This window comes from Micromonospora sp. DT48 (assembly GCF_049844495.1).
Lineage (GTDB): Bacteria > Actinomycetota > Actinomycetes > Mycobacteriales > Micromonosporaceae > Micromonospora.
In genome coordinates this window covers 431,735-450,887 of record NZ_JBNCLE010000005.1, presented here as the reverse complement: position 1 = coordinate 450,887, position 19,153 = coordinate 431,735, and the positions used below count along the sequence as shown (strand labels likewise).

Here is a 19,153-nt window from a genome sequence, read left to right as displayed (position 1 = left end):
TTTGCCACCTGCCGTCGGGGTCCTGGTCGGACGTCAGCCCGCGAGCGGCCGGACGTCCCAGACGAGTGCGCCACCGATCTCGGCTTCCCGCTCGACCGCACCGACCGGCATCAGGCCCGGGGGTCGGTCAGTGACCGCACGTCCCACACCCAGACGTCCAGTTCGAGCCGCGCCGGGCCGACCAACTGCTCGACGGTCTGCCGCAGCGGCTCGGAGTGCGACTGCCGGACCGGTAGCACCAGGATCGCCGCCCGCCAGTGCCGCAGCTCGTCCAGGGAGCGCCGCCGCTGACGGTCGTCGAGTTCCGGCGTACGGCCGGTGGTGGCGACCTCTTCCAGGATCTTCCCGATGCCGCTCGGCCGACCGCCGAAGCGGCCCGGGTCACCGGTGTTGCCGTTGCGCGGGGCGAGGAAGTACCCGCCCGGGATCTTGAAGTCGAGGTTGGTGGCGGCGGCCCACCGCATCCCGTGGGTGTTGCCCATGCTCGGCACCGGGATCGGCACCAGGGTCTGGTCCGGCCCGACGTAGGCGCGCCACCGGTCGGAGGTGATGAACTCCGGCACCGGGGGGCGGGAGGTCATCGGCAGCGGCATAGGGGTGATCGGCAGCAGCGCGAGCACCAGACCGGCGACGGTCAGCGTACGCACGGTCCCCCGGTCCATGGACAGCGTGCTGGTCCGCTCGATGGCCAGGGCCAGCAGGATCGCCACGACCACTGTGGTGATCATGCCGAACCGGGTCGGCACCACCGCGTCGAGCAGCGGCAGCCGGACCAGCCACTCCCACGGGCCGACCACCAGTTCCCGGTCCCACCAGGTGATCCGCTCACCGAGGGAGAGGATGGTGTAGAAGGCGGCGGTCGCGGCGAGCGCCCGGACCAGCACCTCCCGCCGGAGCCAGAGCACGATCCCCACCGCGATCAGGGCCAGGCTCCACCCGAAGAAGGCGTTCTCCTCGGAGTAGTTCGGCGCGAGGTTGACGTTCGCCCGCTGGCTACCCCCGATGGTCGGCGAGCCGGGGGCGAAGTACGCGGCGACGTCGTTGCCGTAGTCACGGACGGCGTCGCTGAGCCCGTGGTAGGCCATCGGGCCGGCGAACTGGATGTACAGCGGGTACGCCAGCAGCGCCCCGGCGATCACCGTGCAGGTGGCCAGCGCCTTGGCCAACGGTCGCCAGGCCGTCGACCACAACTCCGGGCGCTGGGCCACCACCGCGATCAGGAAGATCCCGCAGCCCATCGCGGTGAAGAGCAGGATCTCCTCGTTGATGAACGCCTGGGCGGTGACCAGCAGGGCCAGGACCGCGCCGTCCCGGTACGGCCGGGTCGACCGGGTGATCACCATGACCCGCCAGACGATGAACGGCAGCAGGAACTGACTGATGATGTTCGGATGCCAGCTGGCATGCGACAGCATCGCCGGGGAGAACCCGCAGAACCAGCCGCCCACCACGGCGGCGAGCCGGTTGTTCACCACGTGCCGGGACAGCACGAAATACCAGGCCGAGGCGGTTCCGGCGAGGCCCAGCGTCACCAGCAGCACGAAGGTCACGGCCGGCCCGAAGAGCAGGGTCACCGGCACCATCGGGATGCCGAGGGCGAGGATGGCCGTGTTGGCCATCAGGTTGACCCCGTCGGGGTAGTTGAACTGCTCGGTGAAGAACGGGAACTCCCCGTGCAGCACCACCCGCACCGAGTGGGCGAGGAAGAACTGCACCTGGGCCGGGTCGCTGCTGTAGAGCGAGGCCACCCGACCGGCCGGGTCCACCCAGATCTGGCTGGTCACCCAGATCGCGGTCAGCAGGAACCCGCCGAAGATCGCGAGGTCCAGACGACGGGGCGTCCAACGGAACCGACGTCGGCGGGCCGGAGCGGCCACACCGGTGCCGGTGCCCCGCGTACCGTCGGGCTCCGCCGGTGTGATCTCGGTCAGCTGCCGGGTCGATTCGGCAGCACGCTCCTCGTCACCCACGGTGACGATGTCGGACGGAGAGTCGGCGACGTCAGCGGATCTCAGCAGCGCGGCGGCGCGGGTCTCGGCAGGCGTCACAGTCGGCGGAGTCTACCGGAGTGGGGAAAATGCCCCAACTCGACGCGGTGTCCCCTGTGGCCGGTGTGGCGACATTGCGACGCAGCGTATGGCGACAGTAAGTGCCGAGGGGACATCTCGTACCATTGCCCTCCGACACGACGACGCGATCTGATCGGGGGCGTGACAGGTGGCTTCAGCCCGTTGGCAAGGCTTGACCGCCACCGGCCTGTCCACCCTGCTGATCGCCCTCACCGCCTGCGGGCCGGTCGCCGAGCGTCAGCCACGGGACCTGCGGGTCGGCTACGACAGCATGGACGGCTCGCTGACGGTGTGGCCGCCACGCGGCTCGCTGGCCGAGGACGCCACGGCGACCGCCGCCGTCACCCGGGCGGTACGCGAATGGCGGTCACCCGTGGACGACCGGGTGCACCTCCCCTCGTCCGGGATTCTCTTCTCCGGTGAGGTGGACGGCGCGCCCCTGGCCCTGGTCGCCGCGTCAGTACCCGGCGAGGCCGCGTCCTGGTTGCTCCAACTCACCCGCGACGACGACCGCTACACGGTCAGTCACGCCACCGAGTACACCGATCCCGGCTACCTGGTCTACTCCGACGTGTTGCCGGTCCAGTCCCCGCAGGGGCGGCGTTACCTGACCTCCGAACGGGTCCGGCGACTGGTCGGGCCGGACGGCAAGACCCTGTCCAGCACCGACGGCCTGACCGACCCGGTGCAGGTGCCCGAGTGCCGGGCGGTCACCGTCACCGCCACCCTGCGGGCCACCGAGTCACTGCCCCGGGGGCGCTCCGCCGAGCGGCTGCTCGACCTGGGCACCGGCACCACCGCACCCCGCTACCCGCTGGTCCGTGACCAGAGCGGCTCCGGTCGGCGTGCCCTGACCGGTCTCGACACCTGCCAACTGGCGGGCGAGGACGGCCCGTTCGGCAGCATCCTCCGGCGGGTCGGCGACCGGGACGTACCGCAGTCGGTGCCGGCGTCATGGCCGATGGCGAAACTCGCCGTGCGTACCCTCGGCGAGATCACGCTCGACGGCGGCGAGCCGGCCGAGTTGGAGCAACTGACCTGGGAGAGCGCCGAGGGTTCGATGAGCGCGGTGGTCTACCGGCCCGCCGACGACGGCCCGGTGGTGCTCTCCCCCGCCGACCGTACGCACGCGTTGCAGGTCTACGAGGTGCCGGTACCGGATCAGCCGCTGGTCGTGCTGAGCTGGCGTGCCGCCAAGGACACCACGCTGTCGGTGCCGCCGAACACGACCCGCCTGGTCGACCGCCCCGGGCTGGTGGTGGCTCCCCTCCCCGAGCGCCGCGAGACCTTCAGCCTCGCCGCCGACGAGAAGACCCACTACCGCACCGCCGGCTCCGCCCGCCGCTGACCCACCCCCGCCACCGTCGACGCGGTGGTTCGGGGGTGGGTCCGGACGGTCAGTTGGCGGTGGGGTTGGAGGTCAGGCGAGGCGGGTCCACCGGCTCGGTGTCGAGGCGGGAGATCCAGCCGGTGATGTCGCGGGCCACGTCCTGGGCGGTCAGGCCGAGGTCGGCCAGGATCTGGCCACGCGAGCCGTGCGGGTGCCAGTCGGCCGGCACCCCCAGGTCGCGCAGCGGCACCTGGACGTCGGCGTCGCGCATCGCCTGGGCGAGGCCGTCACCGACGCCGCCGACCCGCACGCCGTCCTCGACGGTGACCACCAGCCGGTGTCCCTTGGCCAGCTCGACGAGTTCGGGCGGAATCGGGCGGACCCAGCGCGGGTCGACCACGGTGACCCCGTAGCCCTGCTCGGCGACCCGGGCGGCCACCTCCATGCCGAGCTGGCCGAAGGCGCCCACCGCGACGAGCAGCACGTCGGTACGCGCCGACTCGGCCAGCACGTCGACCGGCCCGACCCGCCGTACGGCGGGCAGGTCGGCGGCGACCGCACCGGTCGGGTAGCGCAGCACGGTCGGGCCGTCGTCGACAGCGACCGCCTCGCGCAGCTCCTCGCGGAGGGTGGCGGCGTCGCGGGGCGCCGCGATCCGCAGACCGGGCACCACGCCGAAGACCGACATGTCCCAGATGCCGTAGTGGCTCGGCCCGTCCGGGCCGGTGATGCCGGCGCGGTCCAGCACGAAGGTGACCGGCAGCTTGTGCATCGCCACGTCCAGCAGGACCTGGTCGAAGGCCCGGTTGAGGAAGGTCGCGTAGACCGCCACCACCGGGTGCAACCCACCGAGCGCCAGGCCCGCCGCCGAGGTGGCGGCGTGCTGCTCGGCGATGCCCACGTCGTACGTGCGCTCCGGGTACTTGCGGGCCAGCTTCGCGATGCCGGTCGGCTCGGCCATCGCGGCGGTGATGCCCACCACGTCAGGCCGCTCGTCGGCGATCTTGACCAGCTCGTCGGCGAAGACGTTGGTCCACTTCACCGACGGCGCGGCGGTGGCCTTGCCGGTGGCGATGTCGAAGGCGCCGGGGCCGTGGAAGCAGTCCGCCTCGTCCTCCTCGGCGGGGCGGTAGCCGTAGCCCTTGCGGGTGACCGCGTGCACGATCACCGGGCCACCGAAGTTCTTCGCCGCCCGCAGCGCCGCCTCGACGGCAGTGAGGTCGTGCCCGTCGACCGGGCCGACGTACTTGATGCCGAGGTCCTCGAACATCGCCTGCGGCGCGACCGCGTCCTTGATGCCGCGCTTGACCGCGTGCAGCACCTCGTACATCGGCTTACCGACCAGCGGGGTCGAGCCGAGCGCGTCCTTGACGGCGTCCAGGACCTTCTCGTAGCCGGGGTTGAGCCGCAGCGTGGAGAGGTGGTGGGCGAGGCCGCCGATCGTCGGCGCGTACGAGCGGCCGTTGTCATTGACCACGATGACCAGCGGGTTCTCGGTGGCCGCGATGTTGTTCAGCGCCTCCCAGCACATGCCGCCGGTCAGCGCGCCGTCGCCCACCACGGCGACCACGGTCCGCGACTCGCCGCGCAACGCGTACGCCTTGGCCAGCCCGTCGGCGTACGACAGGGCGGTCGAGGCGTGCGAGTTCTCGATGATGTCGTGCTCACTCTCGGCCTGGCTGGGGTAGCCGGAGAGGCCGCCGCGCTGGCGCAGCTGGTCGAAGCCGCCCTGCCGACCGGTGAGGATCTTGTGCACGTACGCCTGGTGGCCGGTGTCGAAGAGCATCCGGTCCCGGGGAGAGTCGAAGACCCGGTGCAGGGCCAGGGTGAGTTCCACCACGCCCAGGTTCGGCCCGATATGCCCGCCGGTACGCGACACCTTGGCGATCAGGAAGTCACGGATCTCGGCGGCGAGGATCTCCAGCTCGGTGGCTGACATCCGCTTGACGTCCTGGGGACCGTGCACCGTGGCCAGCAGCCGGCCGTGGTTGGCCGTGTCCTCTTCAACACTCATGAGCGCAGAGTCTATCGGCCCTGGCACACCGCGCAGCCCGGGCGCGACCCCCACCCACCTCCCGCTGGTAAGGAAGGGCCCCTTACTAACGCCTGCGGTATAGGAAGGGTCCCTTCCTTACACCTCAGCGAGTGGGTGAGAGCAGCCCGACCAGTTCCACGTGCTGGGTCATCGGAAACAGGTCGTACCCGCGCAGCGCCGTCAGCCGCCACCCCAGGTCGGCGAAGACCCGCACATCCCGGGCGAACGCGGCCGGGTCACAGGCCACGTACGCCACCGTCCGGGGTCCGGCGGCCACCACGTCACGCACCACCCGCGCTCCGGCCCCGGTCCGGGGCGGGTCAAGCACCACCACGTCGACCGGGCCGGTGACCCGGCGACGGGCCAGGGCGGTCTCCACCCGGGCCGCCACCACCTCCACGACCGGCAGGTCGCGCAGGTTCTCCCGGGCCGCCGTGACGCCGTCACCGGCCGCCTCGACCAGGGTGACCCGCCCGGTCTCGCCCACCCGAGCGGCCAGCGCCGCCGCGAACAGGCCGGCGCCACCGTAGAGATCCCAGGCCCGCTCCCCCGGCCGAGGGTCGGTCAGCTCCAACACCGCGTCGACCAGGGTGTCCGCAGCGGCGGGATGCACCTGCCAGAAGGACGAGGTGGGCACCGTCCATTCCCGACCGGCGGCCCGCTCCCGGACCCGGTCCGGGCCACTGACCCGACGGGCGGTCCCGGCCGCGACGGCGGTCACCGCCACATCCCCGCCGGTGGAGGCGACCGCCTCCACCGCCTCGGCATCCGGCCAGCTCACCCCGGCGGCGGTGAGCACCGGCAGCTCCTGGATGGCCGGGTGGGCGATCAGGCAGCGGTCGATCGGCACCACCTCGTGTGAGCGGTGCTTGAGCAGCCCGGCGCGCCCGGCCGCGTCGACCGCGTACCGCACCCGGGATCGCCAGCCCAACGGACCACCGGGCAACGCGGTCACCCGCAGGCCGAGCGCGTCACAGGCGGCCTCGTCCAGGCCGCCGAGGCGGATGAGCTGCTCACGGACCACCGCCTCCTTCCAGCGCAACTGGGCGTCCGGGGCGACGTGTTGCAGGTCGCAGCCGCCGCAGCGGCCCGGGCGCGCGTACGGGCAGGGTGGGGTGACCCGCTCCGGGGCCGCCTCCAGCACGGTGACCGCGTCGGCCCGGACGAAGCCCCGGTGCACCTCGGTCACCTCGGCCAGCACCCGCTCACCTGGTAGGGCGTGCCGGACGAAGACCACCTGGCCGTCCACCCGGGCCACGCAGTGCCCACCGGGCGCCACCGCCGCGACGGTCAACTCGACCCGCTCGGCCTCCTCCAGCCCGCTGATCACGCCTCCCTCACCAGGTTCGGCGCGTCGCCGACGTTCACTCATCGCGGTTCACCGTCCATCGGGTCGCGCTCCGGATCCAACGGCGGAACGACGGGTGGCAGGGTGCCGCGCGGGGTGACCCGGGGGCCGCGGGCCGGTCCACGGCCCAGCGTGGCGTCCAGTCGGTCCAGGTCCTTGCCGGCGGTCGAGGCGAGCTGCCACGGCACGCTGGTCACCATCACCCCCGGCTCGAACAGCAGTCGCCCCTTGAGCCGCAACGCACTCTGGTTGTGCAGCAGGTTCTCCCACCAGCGTCCCACCACGTACTCGGGGATGAAGACCGTCACCACGTCACGCGGTGACGCACGGCGCACCCCGGCCACGTAGTTCAGGATCGGGCGGGTGATCTCCCGGTACGGCGAGTCGATCACCGTCAACGGGATCGGCACGTCCCGTCGTTCCCAGTCGCCCTGCAACTGCCGGGTGTCGTGGTCGTCGACGTTCACGGTCACCGCGGTGAGTGTGTCCGGCCGGGTGGCCTGCGCGTACGCCACCGCCCGCAGGGTCGGTTGGTGCAGTTTGCTGACCAGCACGATGGCGTGGTTGCGGGCCGGCAGCACCGGACGCCCCTCGTCCGGGGCCAGTTCGACGGCCACCCGGTCGTAGTGCCGCCGGATGGCCAGCATCAACACGTAGATCAGACCCATCGCGACGATGGCGATCCACGCACCGAGCAGGAACTTGGTGATCAGCACGATCACCAGCACCGCGGCGGTCATCGCCATGCCGAAGGCGTTGATCGCCCGGGAGCGGACCATCCGACGGCGCGCCTGCGGATCCCGCTCCCGGCCCAGCAGCCGGTTCCAGTGCCGGATCATCCCGGCCTGGGAGAGGGTGAACGAGACGAAGACGCCGACGATGTAGAGCTGGATGAGCTTGGTCACCTCGGCCTGGAAAACGACGATCAGCAGGATCGCGAAACCGGCCAGGAAGAGGATCCCGTTGGAGAAGGCCAGCCGGTCACCCCGGGTGTGCAGCTGTCGGGGCAGGTAACGGTCCTGGGCGAGGATCGAACCGAGCACCGGGAAGCCGCTGAAGGCCGTGTTGGCGGCCACGAACAGGATCGTGGCGGTCACCCCGACGACCAGGAACAGCAGCACCGACCCCGACCCGAAGACCGTCTCGCCGAGCTGGGCGGTGACGGTCTTCTGCACGTAGCCGTCCGGGCCGGCGACGATCTGCACGGCCGGGTTCTCGACGAACTGGAGCCCGGTGAGCCGCGCCAACCAGACGATGCCGACCAGCATCGTCACCGAGACCAGGCCGAGCATCAGCAGCGTGGTCGCGGCGTTGCGACTCTTCGGCGCCTTGAACGCCGGCACCCCGTTGGAGATCGCCTCCACGCCGGTCAGCGCGGCGCAGCCGGAGGAGAAGCTCCGCAACAGCAGGAACGCCATCGCCCAGCCGGTGGTGTCGTGCCACTCGGCGGCGACGACCAGGTCGGCGCTGGGCGCGCGCAGTTCCTCGCCGAGCACCACGATCCGGACCAGCCCGGTGAGGATCATCCCGATGATCACGATCATGAAGCCGTACGTCGGGATGGCGAAGGCGCTGCCCGCCTCCTTGAGCCCCCGCAGGTTGACCGCGCTCAGCAACACCACGGCGGAGACCGCGATGAGCACCTTGTGGGTCCCCACGAACGGGATCACCGAGCCGAGGTTGGCCACCCCGGAGGAGACCGACACGGCGACGGTGAGGACGTAGTCGACCAGCAGCGCGCTGGCCACCCCCACCCCGGCTCGCGGGCCGAGGTTGACCGTCGCCACCTCGTAGTCGCCGCCGCCCGAGGGGTACGCGTGCACGTTCTGCCGGTAGCTGGCCACCACGGTCAGCATGACCACCACCACGCCGAGGGCGACCCACGGCGAGAACACGAACGCCGAGGCTCCCGCGATGGAGAGCATCAGCAGGATCTCGTCCGGCGCGTACGCCACGCTCGACAACGCGTCCGAGGCGAAGACGGGCAGGGCGATGCGCTTCGGCAGCACGGTGTGCTTGAGCCGGTCGGACCGGAACGGCCGGCCGACGAGCAGCCGCTTCAGCAGCGAGGTGGATCGGGCCACAACGGCACAGCGTACGACCACCACCGGTGGGAGCGTGGGGTGCCCGGCCACGGCCATCACCAGCACAGGAGTACCGTCGGTCCCCGCCTGCGGCCCGGACGTGGCAGGCTCGCAGACGACGAGGCGCGGCGGCACCACCGTGGGAGGCAGCGTGCACATCGTGATCATGGGTTGTGGTCGGGTCGGCTCGACCCTGGCCCACAGCCTGGAGTCCCGGGGGCACTCGGTCGCGATCATCGACCAGGACGCGGACGCCTTCCGTCGGCTGCGCCCGGACTTCACGGGCGTCACGGTCACCGGGGTGGGCTTCGACGGCGACGTGCTGCGCCAGGCCGGCATCGAACGGGCCGACGCCTTCGCCGCCGTCTCCAGCGGCGACAACTCCAACATCATCTCGGCCCGGTTGGCCCGGGAGAACTTCGGCGTGGTCCGGGTCGCGGCCCGCATCTACGACCAGCGCCGAGCGCAGGTCTACGAACGGCTGGGCATCCCCACCGTGGCCACCGTCCGGTGGACGGCCGACCGGATGCTGCGCCACCTGCTGCCCGAGGGCAACGTGGAGATCTTCCGCGACCCCACCAGCACCGTCTCGATCGTGGAGGTGCCGGTGCACAAGGACTGGATCGGCCGTCCGGTGCGGGATCTGGAGGAGGCGACCGGTGCCCGGGTGGCGTACCTGACCCGTTTCGGCATCGGCACGCTGCCCACCGCCTCCAGCGTGGTGCAGGAGGGCGACCAGGTTTTCATGCTGGTCACCGACGACATGGTGGCGGCGGTCACGTCCGTGGCGGCGACACCCGAAGGGGGTCAGTGACCATGCGGATCGCGATCGCCGGTGCCGGCAACGTGGGCCGTTCCATCGCCCAGGAGCTGATCGAGAACGGCCACCAGGTGATGCTCATCGAGCGGCAGCCCCGGATGCTCCGCCCCGCCCGGGTGCCGGAGGCGCAGTGGGTACTGGCCGACGCCTGCGAGCTGGCCAGCCTGGAGGAGGCCGAGCTGGCCGACTGCGACGTGGTGGTCGCGGCCACCGGCGACGACAAGGTCAACCTCGTGGTCTCGCTGCTGGCCAAGACCGAGTTCGCGGTGCCTAGGGTGGTCGCCCGGGTCAACCGGGCCGAGAACGAGTGGCTGTTCACCGAGCAGTGGGGCGTGGACGTGGCGGTCAGCAAGCCACGGGTGATGGCCGCGCTGGTCGAGGAGGCGGTGACCGTCGGTGACCTGGTCCGTCTGATGACGTTCCGGCAGTCCGAGGCGAACCTGGTCGAGATCACGTTGCCGCCGACCGCGCCCTACGTCGGACGCCCGCTGCGCGAGGTTCCACTGCCCCGGGATTCCGCGCTGGTGGCGATCCTGCGCGGCAAGCGGGTCCTGGTGCCCAGCCCGGACGACCCGATCGAGGCCGGCGACGAACTGGTCTTCGTCTGCACCGCCGAGATGGAGGACGCCGTCCGGGCGGTGGTGCTCGGCCCGGACAGCGTGGAGCGTACCCGCGAGTCACACTGAGCGGCCGTCCCGGCCTGGGTCACCACCGCTGCGGCTCAGCCGGCCAGCGGCTCCGTCCGGCGGGTGACCCGCCGCACCGTCCAGACCGTGATCAGCAACAGCAGCACGTACGGCGGGTAGCCCAGGGCCAGTCGCGCCACCCCGAGGGCGGTCTCCATGTCGGCGGCCGCGGCCTCGTCGCCGAGCTGGTCGAACCGGCGGGCCGCCAGGTAGATGGCGGCCTGCACGCCGACCTTGGCCAGCCACACCACGCCCCACAGCACGGTCAGTCTGGTGAAGGTGCGGACCAGCACCGGATCCTCGCGCCACTGCGAGCTGCCCTTGGCCACCAGCACCGACCAGATCCAGCCGACCAGCGGCTGCCGGATCACCGCCGAGAGCAGCAGGGCCAGACCGTAGCCGATGCCGTAGAGGATGCCGGGCAGGTAGAAGTCGCGCGCGTCACCGGTGCGCCAGGCGATGGCGGCACCGATCCCGATGCCGAACAGGCCGTTGACCGCGTGCCGCACCGGCCGGCGCTGAGCCAGCCGCAGCCCGCCGATCAGCACCGCCACCGCCACCGACGCGATCACGGCGGGCCGCAGCTCGCCGACGATGTTGGCGATCACGAAGATCACCACCGGGATGCTGGACTCGGCCAGTCCTCGCCAGCCGCCGAGCTGGTCGGCCATCTGCTCGGCGACGGTGGGCAGCCGCTCCTCGTCCGCCGGCCCGGCCTCCGGCTGGGTCGCCGGGTGCTGTCCGGTCGTCATCGTCCGCTGTCCATCCGCAACGCCCGCAGGTTCACTTCGACGGCTCCAGCTCGTAGTACGGGTTGTAGATCACCTTGCGGTCGTCGCGCACCGCGACCCGGCCCCGGGCCGTCAGGTGCCGCCCCGGCTCGATGCCGACGATGTGCCGCCGCCCGAGCCAGACCAGGGTCACGACGTCACTGCCGTCGTAGAGATCCGCCTCCAGCGCGGGCAGGTTCGTCCTAGGGGTGTAGACGACGGTACGCAGCCGACCGCTGACCGACGCCACCTGCCCCCGCGTGCAGTGCCGCACCGGCACCGCGCCACAGCGGGCGCTCTCCCGCTGCAACTGCTGCGCCTCGATCTCGGCCTCGCTCGCGGTCAGCCGTCGCAACATCCGCCGCAGCGAACCCTGACCCTCGTCGGTGGTCATGAGCTGCGCGTCACCCTCTCCACGCCGGCCGGCAGGCACCGGAAGCAACCGCCCGCGGACGGCAGCCGCGAGGATACCCGCCAGCGTACGCCGGAACGGGCGCTTCCGGCGGACCGGAAGCGCCGTGCGGCCGGGCTGACACCGGGTTTCCGAGGAACGCTCAGCGGCCGGGCGTCGACGCCGCGTCGGACCGTTCACCGGTCGTCGCGGCCTGCTCCGCCGCCTCGCGCGGCAACCGCAGCGGCAGCGGCTCGCGTACCGGCTTGGCCTCCATCCCCCGGTCGACGACCAGCCCGTCCAGGCAGCGGGCCAACGGACCGGCGGCGGCCGGATCGGTGGCCGCGGCCCCCTGGTAGACCGCCCGGACCATCCAGCGCGGGCCGTCGATGCCGACGAACCGCAGGTCGGTCAGGCCGTCGTCGGTGCGTACCCGGGCGTGCAGCTCCGTGCCGTACTCACCCTCGACCTCCTGCGCGGCGGCGCCGTCGGCGAACAGCGACTGGCGGATCTCCTCGCGTACCTCGTCCCAGATCCCCTCGGAACGTGGGGCGGCGAAGGCACCGAGTTGCAGGGCGCTCTGGCCGTGCACCAGCACCACCTGCTGGACCACTCCCTGCGGGTCGGCCTGCACCCGCACCTCGACGTCGGGCACCGCCGGGATCTGCAGGCTGCCCAGGTCGAGCCGCTGCACCCCCTCCGGGGCCTCGGTGATGTCGTACGGCCCACGCGCCGGCCGCTCCGGTTCCGACGGGGCGGCCTCGGGCACGGTCGCCCGCTCGTCAAGGGCGTGCCGTCCCGCAGCCCGCTTTCGGGAGAAGATCACTGCGTCCAACCTCCGCTGTTCGCACTCACGGTGCCATCGTGTCCGTTCGCGCCGTCCATGGCCGGCGGTGGTACCAGCCCGGCGTGGCCGCCGGTGGAGCCGTGCCCACCGGTCCCACGCCCCGACGCGGGCAGCTCGGCCACCGGCTGGAAGATCGCCCGTTCCACCCGTTGCACAACCAGCTGTGCGATCCGGTCGCCCCGGGCGATCTTCACCGACGCGGCCCGATCATGGTTGATCAGGTTGACCAGGATCTCACCCCGGTAGCCGGCGTCGACCGTACCGGGCGCGTTGAGCACCGTCACGCCGAGTCTGGCGGCAAGCCCCGATCGGGGATGCACCAGGCCCACGTACCCCTCGGGCAGCGCGATCGCCACCCCGGTCGGCACCAGCGCCCGGCCGCCGGGGGGCAGCTCCACGTCCACGGCCGCCACCAGGTCGGCACCGGCGTCACCGGGATGGGCGTACGCCGGCAGCGGCAGCTCGGGGTCGAGCCGCCGGACCGGCACGGGCACCACGTCGGTCACGATGTCCCTCTTTCGTCGGTTCCGCTGGGGGTGACCCTGCCATCCTGCCCGGTACCCGGGGGTCGGCGCGCCGTACCCTGGCACGAGTGAGCCAGTCACCGCCACCTTCGTCCGTCACGGCACCCCCGACGTACGCCGAGCGAATGCGTCTGCCCTGGTGGATGTGGCTCGCCGGGCTGGCCGCCGCCGCGCTGCTCGCGGTGGAGGTGTGGATGGGCGGGTCCGGCGTACGCGCCTGGCTGCCGTTCGCGGTGCTGCTTCCGGCCGCCGTCGCCGGGCTGGCATGGCTGAGCCGGATTCGGATCGCGGTGGCCGACGGGGAGTTGCGGGTCGACGACGCCCGGCTGCCCGTCCGGTTCGTCGCCGACGCCATCGCCCTGGACGCCGAGGGGCGGCGCGAGGTGCTCGGTGTCGGCGCTGACCCGCTGGCGTTCGTCGTGCAGCGGCCGTGGATCCCCGGGGCCGTCCAGGTGATCCTCAACGATCCGGCCGACCCCACGCCGTTCTGGGTGGTCAGCTCCCGACATCCGGTCGAGCTGGCCGAGGCCCTGCTGGCGGCGCGGGACGCGGCGCGCTGACCGGAGCGAGACGGCCCTGCGGCTGCGGCACGCCGCCCCGGCGCTCAGGAGCCCGGCAGGGCAGGTGGGGTGGGTGGCGCACCGGGCAGACTCCGTCGCTGCCGGCGCAGGTCGGTGCGGAGCTGGTCGGCCAGGGACCGGGTGGCCCGCCGGTTGAGGTAGCTCGCCACGGCCGCGCCGGTCAGGAACGGGCCCAGCGTGGTGAGGTTGCGACCGAAGCGCTTGAGCAGCGTCTCCCGCAGCTCGTTGCGGGCGGCCGTACCCAGCACCGCGCCCACGCCGACCCCGGGCATCATCGGGTTGACTCCCCGCTGACTCGCCCAGGCGTGCACCAACGCGATCGCCCGTTCGGTGCCGCCGGCCGGCAGCGGTACGCCGTACACCTCGTGCAGCTCGCCGGTCAGCTTCAGCTCCACCGCCACCACGGCGACCGTCTCGGCCGCGAGCAGCACCGGAGCGGACAGCAGGCTCGGGGCGACCGTCCACTGCACCGCCGAGGCCCCACCGCCGGCGGCACCGACCCCCGCCGTGGCCCGGGATGCGTTGCGGACCAGTCGGTCGGCCAGGTCCTCGCCTTCCAGGCCGGGAAAGTGCCGACGCAGGGTGGCCAGGTCACGGACCGGTACGTGTGGAGCGATCTCCGCGACGGTCTCCACCATCCAGCGCAGCGCGGCCCGTGGCTTGAACAGGTCGCCGATCCCTCGGGACCGGGCCTGCCCGACCAGCCGGCCGAGCAACTGACGCCGCTTCGCCGGCTCGATCTCGTCGGCGGTCAGCGCGGCGACCGTCTTCCCCAGCTCGTCGGTGCCGTCCTCGGCACGCGCGTGGTGCTCGCTCATGGCCGCATCACGACGCCGAGCCCGCCGATTCGCTCGCTCATGACTAACGAGTCAACCAGGTTGCGCGGCGCGGCGCTCGCTGAGCCGGGCGGCGGCGACTCCCCAGTGGAGTCGCCGCCGTGGTCGTGGTCGTCGCCCTGCTTCTCAGACGCACTCTCGGCAGATCAGCTCGCCGTTGCGCTCCACCGCCAACTGGCTGCGGTGGTGCACGAGGAAGCAACGGGCGCAGCGGAACTCGTCCTGCTGCATCGGTAGCACCTTGACCGTCAGTTCCTCGTCGGCAAGGTCGGCGCCGGGCAACTCGAAGCTCTCAGCCACTTCGGCCTCGTCGACGTCCACGGCGCCCGACTGTGAGTCGACGCGCCGGGCCTTGAGCTCTTCCAGGCTGTCCTCGCCGAGGTCGACCTCGTCGCGGCGCGGGGCGTCGTAGTCGGTGGCCATCGGTTCACTCTCCCATTTCGATGTTGTCGCTTCCGGTTGTAACGCCGGACGACGCTGTTTCGGTTCCGCTGGCCGGCCACCGCAAGTGTCGGCCACCTGACCCGACGACCGCTCGGACCAGACCGCCAGAGGATCTCCCCGGCGAGCGCGGAACCCTACCCCCCCTTTGGGCGAGGCATGTATACCGCCCTCGTGGCTGAGATGTACGCCCCTGCACGGGAAGTTGTTCCCAATGTGACTCAGGCGACACGAAGATAGGGGTAGTACTACCCCGTTCTCCGATGGCGCGCCGGTATGTCGGACTGTTTCCACGCGACCGTCGGACACCCGTTAACCTCAGCGGCGTATCCGACGGTCAGCGGACGGTCCGACCGCCGGCCGCCGCCACCCACCATCGCCCGGGAGCGCCCTGATGAGCTTTGCGCGAGTGCGAGCACTCGTAATCGTCGGCATGCTGGCGGTGGTCGCCCTGGTCTTCGTGGTCATTGCCCTGGTCAAGGACACTCAGGGTAACGCCGGTGTCGGCGAGGGCTGCCCGGAAGACTGGCCGCGTGCCGACGTCACCTTGCGGGACCACAAGGACGTCAAGATCAATGTGCTCAACGGCACGGATCGCCCCGGGCTGGCCGCCAACGTCGGTGACGACTTCCGCAACCGTGACTTCCAGGTCCAGAAGGAAGCCAACCAGAAGAAGAAGATCGACGACGTGGCGGTCCTGCGCTACGGCCCGAAGGGGGTCGGCTCGGCGCACCTGCTGCGGGCGTACTTCCTCGGCAACGCCGAGCTGGAGTACAACCCCAAGCGCGAGGACGACATCGTCGACGTGGTGCTGGGCAGCAGCTTCCAGCAGTTGGCCACCACCACCGAGGTCAACCAGTCCCTCGGCGACCTCGGCGCCCCGGTCGCCCCGCCGGGCTCCTGCCCGATGGTGGTCGACGACTGACCGACCCGGCCCGTCGGGCCGCCCCGCACCGAGCCCGACCCGGCGTTGTCCCGCACCAACCCCGACCCGGCCACAGGGCCCGTCGGACGCCCACCCCTCGGTCAGGGGCCGCCGGAGGCGTCCAACGCGGCGAGGTGGTCGTGCAGCGCGTCGAACAGGGCCGGCGCGGCGGCGATGACCATCTCGGGGCCCGGATCCAGCCCCTTGAGCCCGCCTACCCGTACGCCCGCCTCGGTGGCCACCAGCACCCCGGCGGCCTGGTCCCAGGCGGCCAGGCCCTTCTCGTAGTAGGCGTCCGCCCGTCCCTCGGCGACCAGGCAGAGGTCGACGGAGGCGGCACCGAGGCGACGGATGTCGCGTACGTGCGGGATCAGTTCGGCGACCACCCGGGCCTGGTGGACCCGGCGGGCGGCGGCGTACCCGAAACCGGTGATCACCAACGCCTGACCGAGATCGGTCTCGGTGGAGCAGCGCAACCGCCGGCCGTCGCGCCAGGCGCCCCCGCCGACGGTCGCGGTCCACTCCTCGCCGGTGTGGATGTTGCGTACGACACCCGCCACCACCTCGCCGTCCACCTCCGCGGCGATCGACACGCCGCAGTGCGTCAGCCCGTACAGGTAGTTGACGGTGCCGTCGATCGGGTCGACGATCCACCGCACCCGGGGCCGGGGGCCGTCCCCGCCCGCCGCGCCGTACTCCTCGCCGAGCACGGCGTCCTCCGGCCGTAGCCGGCGCAGTTCGGCGATGATCTGGCGCTCCACGGCCCGGTCGGCCGCGGTCACCACGTCGGTGACGGTGCTCTTGGTCGCCTCGACCGCGACGCCCTCGGTGCGCATCCGGTACGCGGTGGCCGCCGCATCCCGGGCAACCTCGATCGCGACCTCCAGCAGTTCCGGTGGCGATGGCACCGAACGGTCTGTCATCCGTCCCCTTCCCACACGGCCAGGTATCCGGCTTTCGCGCGGGTATCATCCTTACAAAGTCCAAATGTGCACCGAATCGGCGGTCCCGACCGTCGATCAGCCGTGCGGCGCAGGATGATGGCCGCAGACGGCGTTACAATTCACCCCTGCCCACGCGCCACGGGCCGCCCGACACCCGGCCGGCCCGGGACACGGGGGTTCCTCAACCACATCGCTCGGCGCGGTGCCCTACGCTGCGTCGGACGAACCCGGCCGTGCTCGCTCTTCGCCTCCGGAAGGTCATTCGTGACAGAACCCCGCCAGACCGGCGCCGACGTTCGCTCGCTCACCGACACCCTGATCGCCCACGCGCAGAGCGCCGGCGGCCAGCTCACGTCGGCCCAGCTCGCGCGCACCGTCGAGTCCGCCGAGGTGACTCCGGCCCAGGCCAAGAAGATCCTGCGGGCGCTCTCCGAGGCCGGGGTAACCGTCGTGGTCGACGGCTCGGCCAGCACCCGCCGACGGGTCGCCGCCGCCCGGTCCGCCACCCCAGCGTCCCGAGCCACCACCGCCAAGACCACCAAGAAGGCAGCCGCTTCCGCCCCGAAGCAGGCGCCAGCCGCCGAGGAGGCACCGGCGCCGGCGCCGCGCAAGGCGACCTCGCGTAAGGCGGCCGGCACCACCGCGGAGGTGGCCGCCAAGGCCGCCGCGCCGGCGAAGAAGTCCACCCGGGCCACCAAGGCCACCGTGGCCGCTGCGGCGGGCGCGGCGAAGTCCGGCAAGGCCGCCGCGGGCGGTGCCGCCGCCGCGGGCGGTGCCGCCGCCGAGGGCGGTGCCGCCGCCGAGGGCGAGGTCAACCCCGAGGAACTCGCCGCCGAGATCGAGGACGTGGTGGTCGAGGAGCCGGCGGAGCTGGCCCAGGCCGCCGCCGCCGACGCGGCGAACTCCGCCACCGACAACGACTTCGAGTGGGACGACGAAGAGTCCGAGGCGCTGAAGCAGGCGCGCCGGGACGCCGAGTTGACCGCCTCGGCGGACTCTGTCCGGGCGTACCTCAAGCAGATCGGCAAGGTCCCGCTGCTCAACGCCGAGCAGGAGGTGGAGCTGGCCAAGCGGATCGAGGCCGGGCTCTACGCCGCGGAGCGTCTGCGGGCCGCCGACGAGGGTGAGGAGAAGCTCGCCCGGGACATGCAGCGCGACCTGCTGTGGATCTCCCGGGACGGCGAGCGGGCCAAGAACCACCTGCTGGAGGCGAACCTCCGCCTGGTCGTCTCGTTGGCCAAGCGGTACACCGGCCGTGGCATGGCCTTCCTCGACCTCATCCAGGAAGGCAACCTCGGCCTCATCCGCGCCGTCGAGAAATTCGACTACACCAAGGGCTACAAGTTCTCCACCTACGCCACCTGGTGGATCCGCCAGGCCATCACCCGCGCCATGGCAGACCAGGCCCGCACCATCCGCATCCCGGTCCACATGGTCGAAGTGATCAACAAGCTGGGCCGGATTCAGCGCGAGTTGCTCCAGGATCTGGGCCGGGAGCCCACGCCGGAGGAACTGGCCAAGGAGATGGACATCACACCGGAGAAGGTGCTGGAGATCCAGCAGTACGCCCGGGAGCCCATCTCGCTCGACCAGACCATCGGTGACGAGGGTGACAGCCAGCTCGGTGACTTCATCGAGGACTCGGAGGCGGTGGTCGCCGTCGACGCGGTCTCGTTCTCCCTGCTCCAGGATCAGCTTCAGCAGGTGTTGCAGACGTTGTCCGAGCGTGAGGCGGGCGTGGTACGCCTGCGGTTCGGGCTGACCGACGGCCAGCCCCGTACGCTGGACGAGATCGGGCAGGTCTACGGCGTGACCCGTGAGCGGATCCGGCAGATCGAGTCGAAGACGATGTCCAAGCTCCGGCATCCGTCCCGTTCCCAGGTGCTCCGCGATTACCTCGACTGATCCGCGTCCGTCAACTGATCGTGCCTGTTTGACCACCAGATGTACAACGTCGGATGGTGATCAGGCGGTTGCACGAATGTGATCGTTGACGTGGCACCCTTGTTGCACGGCACACTGTCCGTGCCATGTGTGACCTCGGTCCCCCGCGGGCACACAGGGAAGGCGAGGCCCGGCAAGGATGTTGCACGATAGGTGACCAAGACCGAAGAGAGTGTTCATCGGTGACGACCAGAGGAGGAAGGCGATGACCCCGACCCTCACGCCGCCGCCCGAGACGGTGAGCCCCCCGGCCGCCGATGAACGGTGCGACCGCTGTAATGCCGCTGGCAAGCTTCGAGTCACCCTCGCGGGTGGCAGTGAGCTGGTGTTCTGTGGACACCACGCCAACAAGTACGCCGAGGATCTCGTCAAGATCACGGTACGGTACGCGACGGATCCGGAGTTCACCTGGCGCGGCGCCGACCTGATGGCCAACTGAGGGGCTCAGTAACCCGACCTAAAGGCGGCCGGAGGCATCCCACGATGCCTCCGGCCGCCTTTCCCCATACCCCCCACCCCCACCCCCACCCCCGCCCCCACGTGTTGATCAAGAAGTTTTGGTCGCGGAAGCGCTTCCG

General features: G+C 71.5%; 18 protein-coding genes. 7 read left to right on the top strand and 11 right to left on the bottom strand.

The genetic code is table 11. The features are described 5' to 3' along the window. Window positions 1-110 precede the first annotated feature (110 nt). Entirely contained in the window at window positions 111-1,922 is a 1,812-nt protein-coding gene (locus ACLQ2S_RS05120) for a hypothetical protein (RefSeq protein ID WP_375335310.1), read from the bottom strand. A gap of 295 nt (window positions 1,923-2,217) precedes the next feature. On the opposite strand from ACLQ2S_RS05120, the gene ACLQ2S_RS05115 reads away from it, so the two are divergent. Then, entirely contained in the window at window positions 2,218-3,417 is a 1,200-nt protein-coding gene (locus tag ACLQ2S_RS05115; protein WP_375335303.1) for a hypothetical protein, read from the top strand. A 49-nt stretch (window positions 3,418-3,466) separates the two neighbouring features. Here ACLQ2S_RS05115 and dxs read toward each other — a convergent pair whose 3' ends face one another. The 3 genes from dxs to ACLQ2S_RS05100 form a co-directional block, all read right to left on the bottom strand. Further along, a complete protein-coding gene (gene dxs / locus ACLQ2S_RS05110; protein ID WP_425701201.1) occupies window positions 3,467-5,413 on the bottom strand; it encodes a 1-deoxy-D-xylulose-5-phosphate synthase in 1,947 nt (648 codons plus the stop codon). Between the two features lie 124 nt (window positions 5,414-5,537). Continuing rightward, a complete protein-coding gene (locus ACLQ2S_RS05105) occupies window positions 5,538-6,806 on the bottom strand; it encodes a class I SAM-dependent RNA methyltransferase (RefSeq protein ID WP_155215545.1) in 1,269 nt (422 codons plus the stop codon). Then, complete coding sequence (locus ACLQ2S_RS05100) at window positions 6,803-8,866, bottom strand: APC family permease (protein WP_309222805.1); 2,064 nt, start codon at window positions 8,864-8,866, stop codon at window positions 6,803-6,805. The genes ACLQ2S_RS05105 and ACLQ2S_RS05100 overlap by 4 nt, the downstream gene beginning before the upstream one ends. Before the next feature lie 151 nt (window positions 8,867-9,017). Here ACLQ2S_RS05100 and ACLQ2S_RS05095 point away from each other — a divergent pair, with 151 nt between their 5' ends. Together ACLQ2S_RS05095 and ACLQ2S_RS05090 are read left to right on the top strand one after the other, a co-directional pair. Next, complete coding sequence (locus ACLQ2S_RS05095) at window positions 9,018-9,680, top strand: potassium channel family protein (protein ID WP_309222806.1); 663 nt, start codon at window positions 9,018-9,020, stop codon at window positions 9,678-9,680. A gap of 2 nt (window positions 9,681-9,682) precedes the next feature. Next, window positions 9,683-10,372 carry a potassium channel family protein gene (locus ACLQ2S_RS05090; protein ID WP_155216027.1) on the top strand — a complete coding sequence of 230 codons (690 nt, stop codon included), beginning with the start codon at window positions 9,683-9,685 and terminating at the stop codon, window positions 10,370-10,372. Between the two features lie 35 nt (window positions 10,373-10,407). Here ACLQ2S_RS05090 and ACLQ2S_RS05085 read toward each other — a convergent pair whose 3' ends face one another. From ACLQ2S_RS05085 to dut, 4 genes are all read right to left on the bottom strand, one after another. After that, window positions 10,408-11,124 carry a DUF3159 domain-containing protein gene (locus ACLQ2S_RS05085; protein WP_155215546.1) on the bottom strand — a complete coding sequence of 239 codons (717 nt, stop codon included), beginning with the start codon at window positions 11,122-11,124 and terminating at the stop codon, window positions 10,408-10,410. A 31-nt stretch (window positions 11,125-11,155) separates the two neighbouring features. After that, a complete protein-coding gene (locus ACLQ2S_RS05080) occupies window positions 11,156-11,536 on the bottom strand; it encodes an OB-fold nucleic acid binding domain-containing protein (RefSeq protein ID WP_155215547.1) in 381 nt (126 codons plus the stop codon). 160 nt (window positions 11,537-11,696) lie between these two features. Continuing rightward, window positions 11,697-12,359: a DUF3710 domain-containing protein gene (locus ACLQ2S_RS05075; RefSeq protein ID WP_309222807.1), complete on the bottom strand. Its 663-nt coding sequence runs from the start codon at window positions 12,357-12,359 to the stop codon at window positions 11,697-11,699. Beyond that, window positions 12,356-12,886, bottom strand: coding sequence for a dUTP diphosphatase (gene dut / locus ACLQ2S_RS05070; RefSeq protein WP_309222808.1), 531 nt, complete (start codon window positions 12,884-12,886; stop codon window positions 12,356-12,358). Before dut ends, ACLQ2S_RS05075 begins: the two co-directional genes overlap by 4 nt. Window positions 12,887-13,029: 143 nt before the next feature. Here dut and ACLQ2S_RS05065 point away from each other — a divergent pair, with 143 nt between their 5' ends. Further along, window positions 13,030-13,464: a DUF3093 domain-containing protein gene (locus ACLQ2S_RS05065; protein WP_155216031.1), complete on the top strand. Its 435-nt coding sequence runs from the start codon at window positions 13,030-13,032 to the stop codon at window positions 13,462-13,464. Between the two features lie 44 nt (window positions 13,465-13,508). On the opposite strand, the gene ACLQ2S_RS05060 is transcribed toward ACLQ2S_RS05065, so the two are convergent. Beyond that, complete coding sequence (locus ACLQ2S_RS05060; RefSeq protein WP_155215549.1) at window positions 13,509-14,303, bottom strand: hypothetical protein; 795 nt, start codon at window positions 14,301-14,303, stop codon at window positions 13,509-13,511. Between the two features lie 144 nt (window positions 14,304-14,447). Next, complete coding sequence (locus tag ACLQ2S_RS05055) at window positions 14,448-14,744, bottom strand: DUF4193 domain-containing protein (RefSeq protein ID WP_007075406.1); 297 nt, start codon at window positions 14,742-14,744, stop codon at window positions 14,448-14,450. 427 nt (window positions 14,745-15,171) lie between these two features. Here ACLQ2S_RS05055 and ACLQ2S_RS05050 point away from each other — a divergent pair, with 427 nt between their 5' ends. Further along, window positions 15,172-15,687, top strand: a complete 516-nt coding sequence (locus ACLQ2S_RS05050) for a LytR C-terminal domain-containing protein (RefSeq protein ID WP_309222809.1) — start codon at window positions 15,172-15,174, stop codon at window positions 15,685-15,687. 101 nt (window positions 15,688-15,788) lie between these two features. On the opposite strand, the gene ACLQ2S_RS05045 is transcribed toward ACLQ2S_RS05050, so the two are convergent. Then, complete coding sequence (locus tag ACLQ2S_RS05045; protein ID WP_155215551.1) at window positions 15,789-16,610, bottom strand: inositol monophosphatase family protein; 822 nt, start codon at window positions 16,608-16,610, stop codon at window positions 15,789-15,791. A 285-nt stretch (window positions 16,611-16,895) separates the two neighbouring features. On the opposite strand from ACLQ2S_RS05045, the gene ACLQ2S_RS05040 reads away from it, so the two are divergent. Both ACLQ2S_RS05040 and ACLQ2S_RS05035 read left to right on the top strand, forming a co-directional pair. Beyond that, window positions 16,896-18,536, top strand: a complete 1,641-nt coding sequence (locus tag ACLQ2S_RS05040) for an RNA polymerase sigma factor (protein WP_425701200.1) — start codon at window positions 16,896-16,898, stop codon at window positions 18,534-18,536. Window positions 18,537-18,780: 244 nt separating this feature from the next. Next, the gene (locus tag ACLQ2S_RS05035) at window positions 18,781-19,014 is read left to right on the top strand and encodes a DUF7455 domain-containing protein (protein ID WP_155215552.1); all 234 of its coding nucleotides are present in this window, start codon (window positions 18,781-18,783) and stop codon (window positions 19,012-19,014) included. Window positions 19,015-19,153: the final 139 nt, after the last annotated feature.